Here is a 14,825-nt window from a genome sequence, read left to right on the forward strand (position 1 = left end):
GCTGCCTGCTGTCACACCGGCCCCGGCGTTGAACTGGAAGTTCGCCCCGGTGCCGCGCTGGCAATGCCAAAGGTGGCAAGGTCGATGGATTGGCCCTGGGTGATCGACACAAGCACTTGGCCGTCATCGACATCGAAGGAATTGGCCCCCAGGGTGATCACATCCTGAGCCCCGTTTTCGACATTGTCGAAGAAGATGATCGCCTCCGCCGTGGCAGCTTCGGCCCCGGCAACGGTGCCTGCATTCGCGAAGGAAGAGCCATCCGCCGTACCCTGCCCCGCGCCGAGGGTTGCAAAATAGACGCTGGGTCCGGTCGAGACGCCTGTCCCTGACGGGAACACGACATCAAGGAAGTTGTAGCTGCCCTGCGTCGCAGGCGGCAGCGTGCCTGCTATGGCTGTAGTGGCATCGATCGAGCTTCCGGTATCGACCGTGTCTTCACCATCGCCGAAGGTGAAGGTGATGTCGGTGGACGCATTGAACAGTACGCCTTGTGCCACACCGGCAATCGTTGCGCTTTCACCGGTGGCAGGGTCGCTTCCATCGCCAAACACAATCGTGCCGGTGCCGGTAACGCCCTCCAGATCAATGCCGGTGGTCCCGGTCGCCGTGCTCGACGTGAGGTCGAAATCGGTAACTGTGAACGTACCGCTGATCACATTGTTGGACAGGTCGATGCCGGTTGTTCCGTCGTTCGACAGCGCGATGTCGAGATCCGCAAATGCTACTGAAGTCCCTGTGTAGCCACTGAATACCAGTCCGGCGACGCCCGGACTTGTGATCGTGACCGGACCGGCAAAGTCCAGCGCAACGCTCGAATTGGTGACCGAAATGCCTGCAGTGCTCGGGTTGGTGATCGTGACCGAGCCGCCAGCTGCAGTCGAGAGTGAACCGCCGGAGACGTTGTTCAAAGAGATTCCGCCGCCCGCGATATTCGTGAATTGGGCCCCGCCCGCCGCGATTGTGATACCATCCCACGTTAGCGCCATGCCGGTTGTCGCGTTCAGGTCCGCACCTGCAGGACCCACAGGATCCTGAACAAGGATTGTCCCGCCCGCCTGTGCCAGGAACGCCGTCCCGAAATTGGTCGAGATGTCCAGACCGCCATTGAAATTGAAGCTGCCGGACGTGTTGTTCAGCAGCTCAATCCCGTTCAGTGTTCCGGGATTGGTCGATGCAATCGGGCCATTGAACGTGAACACGCCATTGCTGTTGATGGCGGTCAGGGCCTGCGCACTCGAGCCGCTGACGTTGATGGTCGATTGCGCATCAAACGTGATCGCGCCGTCATTGTTGATGAGCGCCAATGCGCGCGCGTCACCCGCTATATCAACATTGTTGAAGGCAATGGTTGAGGTGGAACTCTGGTCGCTGATGTTCACGCCGGTTGTCGACGGCTGCAAGTTGGTGATGCTGACATTCATCACTGTCACACCGCCGCTTATCGTGCTGAGACGGACCACTCCACTGGACAATGCGGTCGAATTCGCGGCATCGATATTGAACCCTTCAATGAACCCATCACCGCCGGTGAAGGTGATTGCTGTCCCGGACAGGGGCGTTGCATATCGCGCCGTGACCGTATTGCTGGTCAGCGCGCCGCCCTGAATTCCGACGCTGCCCGTGATGTTGGTGGGCTGTGCCTGACCAAAGGTGATGGGTGTCGGGCCAGCGAAACCACGGATGCTCTGCCCGGCCTGTACCGTGAAGCCATCGACGCCAGCTCCATCGAGGATGAAATCGCCGGACGCATCGCCGATAAAGACAAAGCTCTGCCCGGTATTCGCCAGGCCCTCTGCTGCCGCGATGGTCACGGTTGCGATATCGGAGCTGAGGCCATTGGTGCCCGCCGTGACGGTCCCGCCTGCCGCCGAGACAAATACAAATCCGGGGCCAAGCGGGAAGTTCGACACATCGCCTGCGCCGATTGTGACATCAAGGAAGTTGAAGCTGGATGCCGCAAGCGTGCCCGCGCCCGCATCTACGACGAAGCTGCCCGCCAGGCCGTTGACGTCGATGGTCGAGCCCTGATCGGTCGCGTCCTCACCGTCACCGAAGGTGAACTGGACCGCTGCGGTCGGATCGATGACAACGCCGCGGTGGACGCCAGTAATGGAGCTTGAGGCTCCGTTCGGATCGGCCTCACCCAACATGACCTGCTGGTTACCGAGCAGACCGTTCAGGTTGACGCCGATGGAATCCGTGGAGGTCGCGACGCCGTTGATCGTGACAGAGCTTGCCGTCACAGCGCTGCTGAGCGTCGTGCCCGCCAGGTTGATACCGGCCTGATTGGCCCCGGTACCGACCCCGTTGATCGTCAGGTCGCCAAAGCTGACACCTGTTGTCGAAGGCATCCCGAGGTTTGTGATCTCAACACCTTCGCCGTTCGCGCCCGCGCCGAGGTTGATCGTCGTCGCGCCGTTGAAGGCGATTGTTCCGGTGTTGATGTCCAGCTGAATGCCGGTGGTCGTGGGTGACAGGTTTGTCGCCCCCGTCACCGTGAAGCTGCCCGCCATATCCGCGATGCCAACCGACGCAGTCGATCCGGATGCCGTAATATCCGACAGGGTGATATTTGCCGTGATGCCATCGATATCGACGCCGACGCCATTGGTCGTGTTTATGCTGGCGCTTGGCCCCGTCACATTCACGGTTCCACCGGTCGTCGCGCGGAAGCCGGTCCCCGTGGCGGTGTCGATGTCGAGATTGCCCGCAAAGGTGATCGTGCCGCCCGCGTTGTTGAACAGGTCCACACCGCCAAGCGCACCCGTCGATGCCACCGTCACGTCGCCAAGGAACGATACGGTGCCCGCAGACTGCCCGGCGACACTGATCCCGCTAGACCCGAACGTTCCGCCAGGTGCTGTGACCGAAAGCGTCGAGGCGGCATCAAAAGTGATGTTGCCCGTATTACCCGCAAGGACGACCGCCGTAGTTGCGCCGCTGACATCAACATTGTTGAACGCAAGGGATCCGCTGACACCGGTCACGAAGATGTGCGTGTCACCAATTGGCGCACCCGTTACCTGCATGTCCGCGAGGGTCGTGCTTGTCGTCACCGCACTCACGTTGATTGCGCCCGCAACAGCGGACGTCGCTTGGACATTGAAGCCGCTGACCATGCTGCCATCGCCAACCGACAAGACGGCGTCTGTAGCGCCGGCCCCGTGCGTCAGCGTGACGACATCGCTGCCAACGAACCCGCCCGTAGCCCCGAAATCACCGATCACGTTGAGCGGCTGCGGCGAGCCGAAGCCAATCATGTTGCCTCCGGCAAAGCCCATGATGTTCTGACCGTCATTCAGGAGGAAGGTGTCCGTCACGACCTGGCCACCGGCATCGCCGACAAATACGAATGTCTGGTCTATATCGACCTGCGCCAGGGCGGCGGCCACGCTGATCGTGGTCAAATCGATTGTCAGACCGTTGGTGCCAGCCGTGACCAACCCGCCCGCGGTGGAGACGAAGATCGGATTTGTGGCGAGCACAGGGAAATTCGCGCCGTCCCCGGCCCCGAAGGTCACGTCGGCGAAGTTGAAGCTCGACGTTGCAAGCGTCCCGCCACCCACGTCCAGCGTAAACGACCCGGCCAATCCATTGACGTCGATGTTTGAGCCCTGATCCGTCGCGCTTTCACCGTCGCCGAACGTGAATTGCACCGCCGCAGTTGCATCCACCAAGACGCCGCGATGCAGGCCGGTGATCGAGCTTGACGCGCCTGCCGGATCGTTGTCGCCCAACGCGACCATGCCGTTGCCTTGCAACCCGGTCAGATCGACGCCGATGGAATTCGTGGACGTCGCGGGGCCGCTGATCGTGACGGAATTCGCCGTGAAGCCGGTGGTCAGGGTCGAGCCGTTGAAATCGATCCCGGTCTGACCGAAGCCCGCGCCGACATTGGTGATCGTGAGGTCACCGAACATGATCAGGTTGTTGGTGCCTAATACGTTGACCCCGGACAAGCCAATGGCCCCCAAGTCGACGCTCACCGGCCCGGCAAAGCTGACGATGCCGGCGTTATTGTTGATCGTCACGCCATGGAGCGAGGCGATGCTGTTAATCGTGATCGCTGTCCCGGCAGCCGTTGACACATTGCCAGCATTGTTGGCGACCACGATCCCGCCCGTCTGCATCGTGATCGAGGCGCCGGTAAACTGAACGTTGCCGCCTGTGGTGCTCTGAATCTGAAGTGTTGGGAAAAGAGAAAATCCGGTTTGTGTGACCGAACCCGAGAACGTGATGGTGCCCCCAGTCCCGTTGACGGCAATCCCCGATGCCCCCGTGCCGGTGACCGAAATATCGGACCCGATGGTGATGGTCGCGTTGTCCGAGGATATGTCCACGGCCCGGGCCGTGCCCACCGCGCCACCATCGGCGGCCACGGTTCCGCCGTCGACCATAAAGCTTGCGCCCGCTGCGTTACCAACCAAATCAAGGCCGGTCCCGTTGCCGCCTGCTGTAACGTCCAGAGCGACGAATCCGAAGGTGCCTCCAGTGTTGTTCGCTACCGAAACGCCGACACCCGTGTTAGGATCGCCAGCCGTTCCAATGGTGGCGTCCGCAATCGCAACCATACCGCCAGAGTTCTGGGCAAAGAGGATCCCGTCGCCGGTATCCAGAATGGCTCCGTTCAGCAGAACGGTGCCTCCGCTGTTCATGGAATACTCCACCGAACGGCCGGCACTATTGGTGATCGAGGCCCCCAAGGTGACGTTGATATCGGAATTCGTGATCGCAATGCCCGCTACACTGGTGCCCGAAATCGCGCCACCGTTGATGATGAATGTTCCGGTAACGGTGTCGAGCAGAATGCCGTGCGTTCCGCCGGTCGAGGTCACGCTGTTCAGGAGAACGTTCAACGCGACGGGGTCGATGTCGATCGCTGTGCCCCCGGTTGTATCAATCGAGCCGCCACCGGTGCCAAAGCTGAAGGTGCCGGCCTTGCCAGCCGCGTCACGGATAAAGAGGCCGGTGCCGCCGTTGTTGACTACATCAAGGCTCGCCAGTGCGACGTCACCCGCAACCTGATCCAAATTCAGGCCAGCGCCCGTGACCGGCGTACCCGCGGCGCCGATTGTCATCGGTCCGCCAACCACCTGTGTGATCCCGTTGCCCGGATTGCCATCCGCGTCAAAGGTCAGGTTCGACAGGCTGACTCCACCGGTTCCGGTAACCGAAATCGTACCCATTGCGGTGACGATTACGTCACCCGACGCGCTGCCCGATACGTCGACAGCGGGACCAGCGCCGCTCGTCGTTGCGGTGATATCTCCCAGCGCCAATTGCAAACCGCCCGCGACGCTGCTTGACGCCTCAAAGGCAGGGCCAGCGCCACCGTCAAGCACGGCGTTTGAGACCGTGACAACGGCGCCATTGGCATTCAATAGCGAGATGCCTGCGCCCTGGGTCTCAACATCTTGGATCAAAAAGTTGCCAGTGAAGCCGTTGCCAACGATGCCCGACGCGGTCGTGGTGATGCCGCGCACGGTCGCCCCATTTGTCGCGCCAATATCAACACCCTGGACGGATGGTTGCGCCCCGAGGCCCGAGACGGTCAGCGTGCTTCCCAACAGGTCGCTCAAAGTCACCGAGACGGCGCCACTGCTTCCCGCACCCACGACCTGCTGACGATCCGCGGTTAGTGTCACCACCGACCCTATCGGCCCGCCAGCGTCGGTCAGGATAAAGATATCCCCTTCGCCGACCTCAGCCCCGCCAAGCGCGGTGGCGAGATCACAGGCGTTTGCGGCATCCGTACAGTCGCCAATCCCTGTGCCACCCTCGGCCACGAAAAACGCGTTCAGGCCGGATCCGCTCGCCAGATCCGTCAGCTGCGTGTCCGTGGTATTTTGGACCACCATTTGTTCCGTGAAGATCCAATCCTCGCGATCCACGCCTCGCGTGATCAGCCTGTCGATGTCGTTCAACCGACGATCCGAAGGATTTCGTCCGGAGCCACCACCCAGCGGAATGTCGAGGCTGACAAACGCGACCGTTTCTTCACCGCGGGCCGAGCCGCTGCGATACTCAGCACCAACGCTCAAGCGCCCACCAACAATCCCAAACGGTTCATCGAACTGCACCGTTGCGCCTGCATTGATCCCATCAAATGACTGCGCTGAACCGTCGAAATTGAAATAGCGAGCGCTCAGCTGCAGCAGTGCATTATCCGAAAGGGTGGCCCTGTAATTCCCGCCGAAATCAAATCCGGACAGGGATTGCTCCATCACATCAAGTGTGCCTGCTTGGCGCACAATCTGAGTGTTCACGATGGCCAGTGCGTCAAACGGCATTGTGCCGGAATCGCCAATGCCACCGTCTGCGCTGTAGATGTTGGCAAAAATGTCAAAATTTTCTGCCGTCAGCTCAGCGCCAAGACCAAATTGGGTAAAGGTGTTGCCCGCCTCAGTTTCCAGGGCGTCCGCAAAGATGTTCAATCCAACGTAAGCGGGCTGACCGAAAACGGTATTTGGCAGAAGTCGCCGGTAGCCCGCGCCAATCGACACTTGACGCCCGATGTCCCCGGACGATCGCGCCCGGAGATCGAGGAACGCCAGACTGTCACTGGCTTGGTAAATCGGCACGAAGAATTGGATACCCCCGACGACGTCACCGGAAGAAACGATTTCAAGCGTCGAAGATCCGCGCAGGCCCCATCCATTCAGTGTGGCACTGCTGGGGCTTTGGCTAGAGCGTTGGGTCGTTTGGAAAATTGTGGAGTTGAGTTCGGGCAATTCATAGGATTGCGCAAACAGCGGTTTTGCACCCCTCCGAGCAACAGAGCGAGAGATAGCGCCGCGGATCCCAGAATTGTCGTTGAGCGCAATTTGCGCGGCCCACTCACGACCTTGGTGAAATCGATCAACAAAACTTTGCGTGTTATTCCCGTGCGGCCGATGACGGCATTGCCTTCAATGCAGCTACGCAGCCTTTTTTAGCCTGGATGTCCCCTTCTTCTCCCACCCACAGGATGCACACCATCAAGGCCCTTTGGCAAATCCAAATTGACGTCGGGTAACGGTTTTCGATGATCCATGTCGTAATGGACACTCATTTCTGCGACTGATCCCTGAGTGTCAGTTGCCTTGACCGGCCTTCATTAATCCCGTTTCATCGTCCAAACACTCGGCTCAAGAAAGCTGGGTAACGGGACAGGTCGGGAGTAAGCTCTTATGAAAATTCGCAAATTTGCGTTCGCGTTGGGCGCCGCAATGGCAACAGCCTCAGCGCTGGCGCCGTCGGTCCATGCCCAAACTGAGGCTGCAGGTGCTGCGGGCGAGACCAGCCTGCAAAGCTCCGGATGGACCGTTCAATGCGAAAACAACGGTGATGCTTTGCAATGCGCGGCATCATTGTCGATCGTCGCACCGCCCCAAAACCAACTCGTTTTCAGTATATCCTTTCAGGAAGCAGAGGGCAGCGAGACACCCAACCTGGTTATGCAATTGCCCTTCGGCCTCAATCTGCCAAGAGGCATCGACGTTAGCGTCGACGATGCGGATGTCGTCAATTTCGAAATTGGAACGTGTTTGCAAAGTGGTTGCTTCGTGATCCAACCGGCCAACCAAGAAATGGTCGATCAATTTGTGGCCGGCGCAACGGTATCGATTGTAATGTATACCAGTGACGGCGGCTCAACCCCAATTGAGCTGCCTTTGGAAGGGTTTTCAGCCGCACTGGACCGGCTGAATTAGGCAGGGCTTTCTGCCCCGGGCACTTCGGAAACGGTCTGAATTGGAACCTTGAAGCGCGTTTGCCTGTGCGCTTTGCGAGCTGCCGCTTGTTCCCGCCAGTGGTGCGATCAAAGGCGCCATATTCGGTAAAAACCAACCGGACAAAGCGCCACTCTGTCCGCCAAATCCGGGGCGACCAATTTACCGGTCCTGCGCCAATTCGCATCGGTTGATGGCAACCTCATAAATTGCCCAAGGGCCAAAGCCTCATCGCATGACCAAATTCTTCGCCGACGAACTGCATACCCAGTGATCGACACATGAGGCAATGCGGCCTCGGATAGTGAAACCTACACATGATGTAGAGAGGAGTGGTGGCGGACAGGAAGGGATTCGAACCCTCGAGACGGTTTCCCGCCTACGCACTTTCCAGGCGCGCGCCTTCGACCACTCGGCCACCTGTCCGAGGCGGGGTTTACAGGCGTTCGGGTGTCAGGTGCAAGGGGTTAGAACAAACGAAAGCTGGCGGTGAATGGCAGATGGTCCGAGACCTGATCGCGGAACTTCGCTCGGCCCATCTTGAAGGCCCAATGCATCGGGAAAAGCCTGAGCGAGCCCTGGATATAGCGCGTTGAAAACCGGCGCGAGACGGCGAAGCCGTCCAGCAGGTTGGCCCGTCCGCTGGATAGAATATGGCTCCACCGATCCTGCAGGTCCCAGGAAGACGTGAAATCCATCACATCGTCGCCGCCAAGGTTGTGGAAGTTCGACACATCCTGCCCGGGGATCATGTTGAAATCCCCCATCAGGCAGATCGTGTGCTGCTTGTAGCCGGGCGTATCGTGGAGGTCGGTAATCCAATCACCGATCACCTTGCATTGGCTGTCGCGCTTGTCCTGGTTGGGTTTGTCGCGGCCAGACTTAAGATGCACGCCGATCACCACCGCCTTGAAGCGCTGGCCCGCCCGCACGTCGACGGCAATGGCCTGACGCCCGCCCTGATACGTGCCTTCGGAGCCGGGAATGAACCGCGCGTTGGATACCTGCACATGAGGCTTGTGCAGGAAGCCGATGTGCAAGTGACTGTCGGGCTGCGGCAGGATCGTGATGTCATAGGTCAGATCCTTCTCGGCCAGAAGATCACGCAAACGCTCGATATGGGTGATCGGAAAGACCTCGACCAGCGTGACGAGATCGGCATCCAGATGGGCAAGGCCAAGGGCTTGGCGGGCGGCTTGCAGATCTTCGGCCAGAATGCCATCCCCTGCCCCACCGCCGAAGCGGTCGTTCGAGGCGAGGTTCCAGACGGCGGTGCGCAGGATCGAGTTTGTCATGTCCGTGTCTCCAAGCGATGCAACGCCAGGATAGCACGGAATTGCGACAGTGCGGCGTCAGACCAGTTCGATCGTAACGCGGCGGTTCTGTTTGCCCTTGTTCTCGATCTTGGCGATGGTCAGCTTGCCCACTTCCCCCGTGCGCGCCACATGAGTGCCGCCACAGGGTTGCAGATCGACCTGGTCCTTGCCGTCCCCGATCCGTACCAACCGGACCTTGCCTGCACCGCGCGGCGGCTGAACCGAGAGGGTTTTCACAAGGCCCGGATTTTCATCCAACTCCGCCTCTGTGATCCAGTCGACCGAAATGGGGAGATCGCGGGTGACGAGCGCGTTCAACTGACCCTCAAGAATGGCCTTGTCGTCGGGCGGATGGGGCATGTTGAAATCAAGCCGCCCTTTGTCGGCGGCGACGGCCCCGCCCGTCACGGGCAACGGGATGACAACCGACAGAAGATGAAGCGCCGTGTGGATGCGCATATGGCCCAGGCGACGCTCCCAATCGAGGCGTTGGTCAACGGTGGCGCCCACGGGCGGCAAAGCACTGGGTTCCGAAGGGACAAGGATGATGTCGCCGCCTTCGCCCTTTACCGCCGTTGCAATCGGGATGCGCCCGCCGTCCCAATCCAACGTGCCGCTGTCGCCCGGCTGCCCGCCACCACGCGCGTAAAAGATGGTCTGGTCCAGCACGATGCCGCCTTCTTCCGTCAACGCGATAACAGTGGCAGGGCTGGATTTGCGATAGGGATCGTCGAGAAAAAGCGCTTGGGTCATCGTTACTCTGGTTCTGGTACAGGGGGCTGCGATTGCGACAAGGCTTCGGGGTTTCGCAGCCAGATATCGCGTTGGGCAAAGGGAATTTCGATGCCTTCGGCGGTGAAGCGTTCGGCGATCTGGTGGTGAAGCTCTGTCTTCACGGCAACAAGTTGGTTGATGTCGCGCAGGATCACTCGCACGCGGAAATCGAGGCTGTCGGCCCCGAAGCCAAGAAAATCAACGCCAGGTTCGGGAAACTTGGCAACATCGGGGTGGCCGCGCGCGATCTCCATCAGAATGTCCGACACGCGGCGGGTGTCAGTGCCATAGGCCACACCTACCGTTACAATCGCCCGGCCCACAGTATTGCCACGGGTCCAGTTCGTGACCGTGCCTGAGATGAAATCGGCGTTGGGCACAATAACGTCTGTCTTGTCGAAGGTCTCGATCGTGGTTGACCGTACGGAGATGTCCTTGACGATCCCCATATTGCCGTTGACCTCGATCCAGTCCCCTTCCGAGATCGGCCGTTCGATCAGCAGGATGATGCCTGAGACGAAGTTCGAAACCACGTTTTGCAGGCCGAATCCGATGCCGACGGACAGCGCGCCGACCACAAAGCCAAGGGCCGTCAGGTCGATGCCAGCGGACGTCACGGCAATGAGTGCGGCGAGCGCGATGCCCACATAGCCCACGCCAGCGCTGACCGCGTTGCGGGCCCCGACATCAAGCTTCGTGCGCGGCAGGACCGTCGACTTCAGTGCGCCTTGCAACAGCCGGGTGATCAGCAGACCGGCGGCAAAAACCAGAATGACAGCCAGAATGATCCCGGGCGTGATGCGCGTATCGCCCAAGGTGAACCCTTCAAGGATCCTGACCCAAAGCTCCCACAAGCGTTCCGGGCGCACACCCCAGGTGATGGCCAGAAGCGGCGCGGCAAGCGCGAAGAGGACGAAGTTGACCAGCACCGGCAACAACGCATCGCCCGCCGCATCCTGCGAAGTGCGGAATGCCAGCGCGTAGAGGTCTCGAACTACGGCTTGCAGGGCCACGAGAACCCCGAACAGGAACAGGGTCATCGCAACGGGGACCATCAAGGCCTCGCCCGCATTGATGTAGCCAATCACCCCAAGAAGCGGGCCGACCACGGCCAGAACCCGTAAGGCAGTTGCTACAAGTCCCAGGACGCCCGTCGCAAAGCCGCCGCTTTCACCTTCCAGCATGGGCATACGGATGCGCCGCAAGAAGCCGGACAAGCGCCAGTACATCAGGCCCAAACCGATATGGATGGGCACCACCAGCACACCGCGCGCGGCGGGCGGCACGATATCGAGATCCGCCACAACCTGCGCCAGATTGCCAAGACCGGTCAGCAGCCCGATCAACAGGATCGTGCGCCGCATCGGGGCACGAAGGCTCAGCTCTGTCTCAAATGCGGCGGCGCGCTGTTCGTGATCAGGGAACAGGCGCCCGGCCAACCACAGAGCGGCGTATACCGAAATGATCAGCGCAAGGATCGCTGCAAGAAGCGTTTCGCCATCCTCCGTCAGAAGATCGGACAGGGCCAGGGCCGCAACAATCAATCCAAAGCCGATGACCGGGATCACCAACTGCCCGAGAGACACGAAGAAGCCCAGAACGGTCCGGCCACGGCGGCCGTCTCCATCGAGGAACCGCTCACCCATGCGGGCCACAAACTTGCGACCCCGCAAAACCATCACAAACCCGATCAACAACATCCCCAGAATAGCCGGGGCATTGTCGGCGATGCCTGTGCGCACCTCGTCGTCGGACAGCTTTTCAGCCGTCTCAGATTGCAGATTGCCCGCCAGATCCGCCAGCGCGGACAATGCGGTGGCCCAATTCACGGGGTTGAGCGGTGTCGGCTCAAGCTCCAGCAATTCCTGGGTCTGGCGTTCCACCAAGATGGCGTCGATTTCGGCAATCAGGCCGTTTGCGCGGTTGAAGGCCTCGTTCGCGGCAAGGCCCGGAACCTGCGCCTGATCGAGCCGCTCTTGCAGGGCCGCCCGGCGTGCCGCGATGGATTCCGCCTCGACTTCGCCGTCCGCTGGCGCTGGCCCGAGCGCATCGATCTGGGCCTGAATGGTATCGATGCGCTCCGCATTTGCCGTCTCAGCCGCAAGGAATTGCGCCCGCCAGCGCACCAATTCAGACCGTCTGTTCTCAAAGAAGGCGGTCGATGCCACCCCGCCCGAAATGAGGTTTTCCGCTGCCGTGGCCGCCGTTTCCCAAGCGTCAAAATCCAATTCGGCGCTGGCGCTGCCCTCGGTCGTTTGCGCATAGGCCGCCGAAATCCCGACGCTCAAGATGACCGAGAGCGCAAGGAAAAGGGCAGCAAAAATGCGGGTAAAGGCAGTCATACGTCTTCGAATACGGTCGGCACGTCACGCCCCGCGCCATCCATCCACGGCGGTACCGGCAGGCCCTTTTCGCGCAGGAAGTCCGGGTTGAAGAGTTTGGATTGGTAGCGCGTGCCATAGTCGCACAGGATCGTCACGATGGTGTGGCCAGGCCCCATCTCTTTCGCCATGCGGATAGCCCCGGCCACGTTGATGCCGGACGAGCCACCAAGGCAGAGCCCTTCATTGGCCAGGATATCGTAGACAATCGGCAACGCCTCGGCGTCGGGGATCTTATAGCAGATGTCCGGTGTGAACCCTTCCAGGTTGGCCGTGATACGCCCCTGCCCGATCCCTTCGGTGATCGAATTTCCGCCCGCCTCTTGTCCAGTATAAAGCTTGTAGAGGCCGGAGCCTTCGGGATCCGCCAGGCCGATCTTCACACCCTTTGGCTGAAGCGCCATGCCGACCCCGGCAAGCGTCCCGCCGGAGCCCACGGCACAGACAAAGCCGTTCACCTCGTGGTTCGTCTGCTCCCAAATCTCGGGGGCCGTCATGTCGATATGGGCTTGCCGATTGGCGACATTGTCGAACTGGTTGGCCCAGATGGCCCCATTTGGATCGGACTGCGCCAAGCGCTCGGCCAGGCGACCGGAGTATTTCACGTAATTGTTCGGGTTCGCATAGGGCACCGCAGGCACTTCGATCAGCTCTGCCCCCGCGATGCGTATCATGTCCTTTTTTTCCTGGCTTTGCGTGTCGGGAATGACGATCACGGTCTTGAAGCCAAGCGATGCACCGACCAGCGCCAGACCGATCCCGGTATTGCCCGCCGTGCCTTCAACGATTGTGCCGCCGGGGCGCAGATCACCGCGCGCAACAGCATCGCGGATGATGAACAGCGCGGCCCGGTCCTTGACCGACTGGCCGGGGTTGAGGAACTCAGCCTTGCCCAAGATCTCGCATCCTGTGGCCTCGGATGCCGCGTTAAGCCGGATCAGCGGTGTGTTGCCAATGGCAGCGGCAAGATCTTTGTGGGTCGTCATGGGTACATGCCTTTTGCGGGCTGAAGGGTGCGGGCAGGATTAGGGGGTTCGGCAGCCGACCTCAACCCGCGCCGTCTATCCAAGGCGCACCGTCGCGCGCAGACGATCGCGGTGCAGCATGAGGTATTGCATCGTCACGATCTGGGCCGCATCCGCCATATCCCCTTCGGCCAACAGCTTGCGCGCAAGATCATAAGGCACAAGATGGCTAAGAATATCTTCGTTTTCATCCGCATGGCCGCCCAACCCGGCCACATGGTCGGGCAAATCCGCGATCGCGAGATAGGAAAACAGGACCTGCGCAACGCCGCCCGGTGACGGGTAGTAGCGCCCAACAAAATGCAAACCGCCGAGGGTCAGGTTCGCCTCTTCCCGGGCTTCGCGCCGCGCAGCCGTCTCAGGCGTCTCACCAGCGTCGATCATGCCCGCGATGGGCTCCATCAACCAGGGGTTCACATCGCCATGGGCATAGGCACCAAAGCGGAACTGCTGCACCAGCAGAATGCGGTCGCGCACGGGATCATAGGGCAGAACAGTCACTGCATCTGCCACGCGGAAGACGGACCGTTTCAGCGGGCCGTTCATGCGGCCGTCAAATCTTGGATGGCTGGCCTGCATTTCTTCGGCATTGAAAAAGCCATCGTAGACATGGTCCGTGCCGTGATGGACGATCTGGTCCCCGGGCATCTTTGCGCCCACATGGCCCGGCCTGCGCCAGCGGCTGGTACGGACAAAAGCATCGGCGCGCGCGCGGATGATGGCAAAGCGTGCGCCCACCTGATCGGGGGCCACACCGCCCATCTGGCGCATCATTTCCGCAGCGGCAACGCACTGCACCTCACCCCATTGGCGTGCCCAAAGCGGTAGCGACCAATCTTCGCCCGGCTCCTGAACCGTATTCTCTGGCGGAAACCAGGCTTCTGCCTCGATCTCGGCCCCGTCCCACACGACCTGAACCTTGCGGCGGGTATAGCCAAAGCAGGCCTCGTAAAAATCGAGCCGGTTGAGAATGCGCGGCTCGGGCAGGATCAGCGCGCCTTCGGCCAAAGCCTCTGCCCGTTCTTCGAGCATCGGCCAGGATTTGCCCTTAACCCAGGCCGCGCGATATCCCCGCAAGGCGGCAGCCTCCATACGCAACTCCACCCCTGCCACAATATCCAGCAGCGGCTGGTGGCAGAGCGTGCCAAACAAAAAGATCGGAGACATGTCTACCGCCAGGCTTTCGCGGCCCATTCCGTCAGCAACCCGCCAACGATCCCGCCCACGAACAAAACACCCCAGATCTCGATGGTCAGGGATTGCACAAAATACTCGATGAACTGGGTCATCGCATCACCGATGGCCTCGCCGAACCCGCTGTAGCGCAGATCAGCCGAGCGCAGGAACATTTGCCGGAGCGAGAACAGCAACAGCCCAAAGAAGGCAATTTGAAGCGAGGTGCGCAATCCGTTGGCCACGGCCGCGCGCACCCCAGTGCCCGCACGGGACCCCATGACCATCCATCCGTTGACCAGACCGATCAAAGCAATGGTCAGCGGAAAGAACCGCATCGACGTGCCTTCGGGAAAGGTCGGGATCACCTGCAACGCCGCGAAGTAGCCGACAGCCATGAACAAGACTGCGCCTACGAGTTTTGAGCCTGTGGGCATCGGACCG

At 60.6% G+C, this 14,825-nt stretch carries 8 protein-coding genes and 1 tRNA gene; 1 reads left to right on the forward strand and 8 read right to left on the reverse strand.

Going from position 1 to position 14,825, the window contains the following annotated elements:
* Positions 1-11: 11 nt before the first annotated feature.
* Positions 12-6,734: an inverse autotransporter beta domain-containing protein gene (locus tag ACZ1HK_RS02520; protein WP_472627326.1), complete on the reverse strand. Its 6,723-nt coding sequence runs from the start codon at positions 6,732-6,734 to the stop codon at positions 12-14.
* Positions 6,735-7,172: 438 nt separating this feature from the next.
* On the opposite strand from ACZ1HK_RS02520, the gene ACZ1HK_RS02525 reads away from it, so the two are divergent.
* Complete coding sequence (locus ACZ1HK_RS02525) at positions 7,173-7,694, forward strand: invasion associated locus B family protein (RefSeq protein WP_472627327.1); 522 nt, start codon at positions 7,173-7,175, stop codon at positions 7,692-7,694.
* Positions 7,695-8,048: 354 nt separating this feature from the next.
* Here the strand turns inward: ACZ1HK_RS02525 and ACZ1HK_RS02530 are convergent.
* The 7 genes from ACZ1HK_RS02530 to ACZ1HK_RS02560 all read right to left on the reverse strand — a co-directional run bounded on the left by ACZ1HK_RS02530 (position 8,049) and on the right by ACZ1HK_RS02560 (position 14,818).
* Positions 8,049-8,138 (reverse strand) — tRNA-Ser (locus ACZ1HK_RS02530).
* Positions 8,139-8,179: 41 nt separating this feature from the next.
* Positions 8,180-9,007: an endonuclease/exonuclease/phosphatase family protein gene (locus ACZ1HK_RS02535; protein ID WP_472627328.1), complete on the reverse strand. Its 828-nt coding sequence runs from the start codon at positions 9,005-9,007 to the stop codon at positions 8,180-8,182.
* 57 nt (positions 9,008-9,064) lie between these two features.
* On the reverse strand, positions 9,065-9,781 hold the full coding sequence (locus ACZ1HK_RS02540) for an alanyl-tRNA editing protein (protein WP_472627329.1): 717 nt from the start codon (positions 9,779-9,781) through the stop codon (positions 9,065-9,067).
* 2 nt (positions 9,782-9,783) lie between these two features.
* The gene (locus tag ACZ1HK_RS02545; RefSeq protein ID WP_472627330.1) at positions 9,784-12,144 is read right to left on the reverse strand and encodes a DUF3772 domain-containing protein; all 2,361 of its coding nucleotides are present in this window, start codon (positions 12,142-12,144) and stop codon (positions 9,784-9,786) included.
* Positions 12,141-13,169 (reverse strand): cysteine synthase A, encoded by a 1,029-nt coding sequence (locus tag ACZ1HK_RS02550; RefSeq protein WP_472627331.1) that lies wholly within the window; start codon positions 13,167-13,169, stop codon positions 12,141-12,143. Before ACZ1HK_RS02550 ends, ACZ1HK_RS02545 begins: the two co-directional genes overlap by 4 nt.
* A 75-nt stretch (positions 13,170-13,244) precedes the next feature.
* Positions 13,245-14,375: an NUDIX domain-containing protein gene (locus tag ACZ1HK_RS02555; protein WP_472627332.1), complete on the reverse strand. Its 1,131-nt coding sequence runs from the start codon at positions 14,373-14,375 to the stop codon at positions 13,245-13,247.
* Positions 14,376-14,377: 2 nt separating this feature from the next.
* Entirely contained in the window at positions 14,378-14,818 is a 441-nt protein-coding gene (locus ACZ1HK_RS02560; protein WP_472627333.1) for a TrgA family protein, read from the reverse strand.
* Positions 14,819-14,825 lie beyond the last annotated feature (7 nt).

It is taken from the genome of Gymnodinialimonas sp. JB5-7, assembly GCF_055693405.1.

What these genes read in the sequence shown, in the direction of transcription:
- ACZ1HK_RS02555 (WP_472627332.1), bottom strand. Translation starts at nt 14,375, where the DNA reads ATGTCTCCGATCTTTTTGTTTGGCACGCTCTGCCACCAGCCGCTGCTG.
- ACZ1HK_RS02560 (WP_472627333.1), bottom strand. Translation starts at nt 14,818, where the DNA reads ATGCCCACAGGCTCAAAACTCGTAGGCGCAGTCTTGTTCATGGCTGTC.
- ACZ1HK_RS02535 (WP_472627328.1), bottom strand. Translation starts at nt 9,007, where the DNA reads ATGACAAACTCGATCCTGCGCACCGCCGTCTGGAACCTCGCCTCGAAC.
- ACZ1HK_RS02545 (WP_472627330.1), bottom strand. Translation starts at nt 12,144, where the DNA reads ATGACTGCCTTTACCCGCATTTTTGCTGCCCTTTTCCTTGCGCTCTCG.
- ACZ1HK_RS02540 (WP_472627329.1), bottom strand. Translation starts at nt 9,781, where the DNA reads ATGACCCAAGCGCTTTTTCTCGACGATCCCTATCGCAAATCCAGCCCT.
- ACZ1HK_RS02550 (WP_472627331.1), bottom strand. Translation starts at nt 13,169, where the DNA reads ATGACGACCCACAAAGATCTTGCCGCTGCCATTGGCAACACACCGCTG.
- ACZ1HK_RS02525 (WP_472627327.1), top strand. Translation starts at nt 7,173, where the DNA reads ATGAAAATTCGCAAATTTGCGTTCGCGTTGGGCGCCGCAATGGCAACA.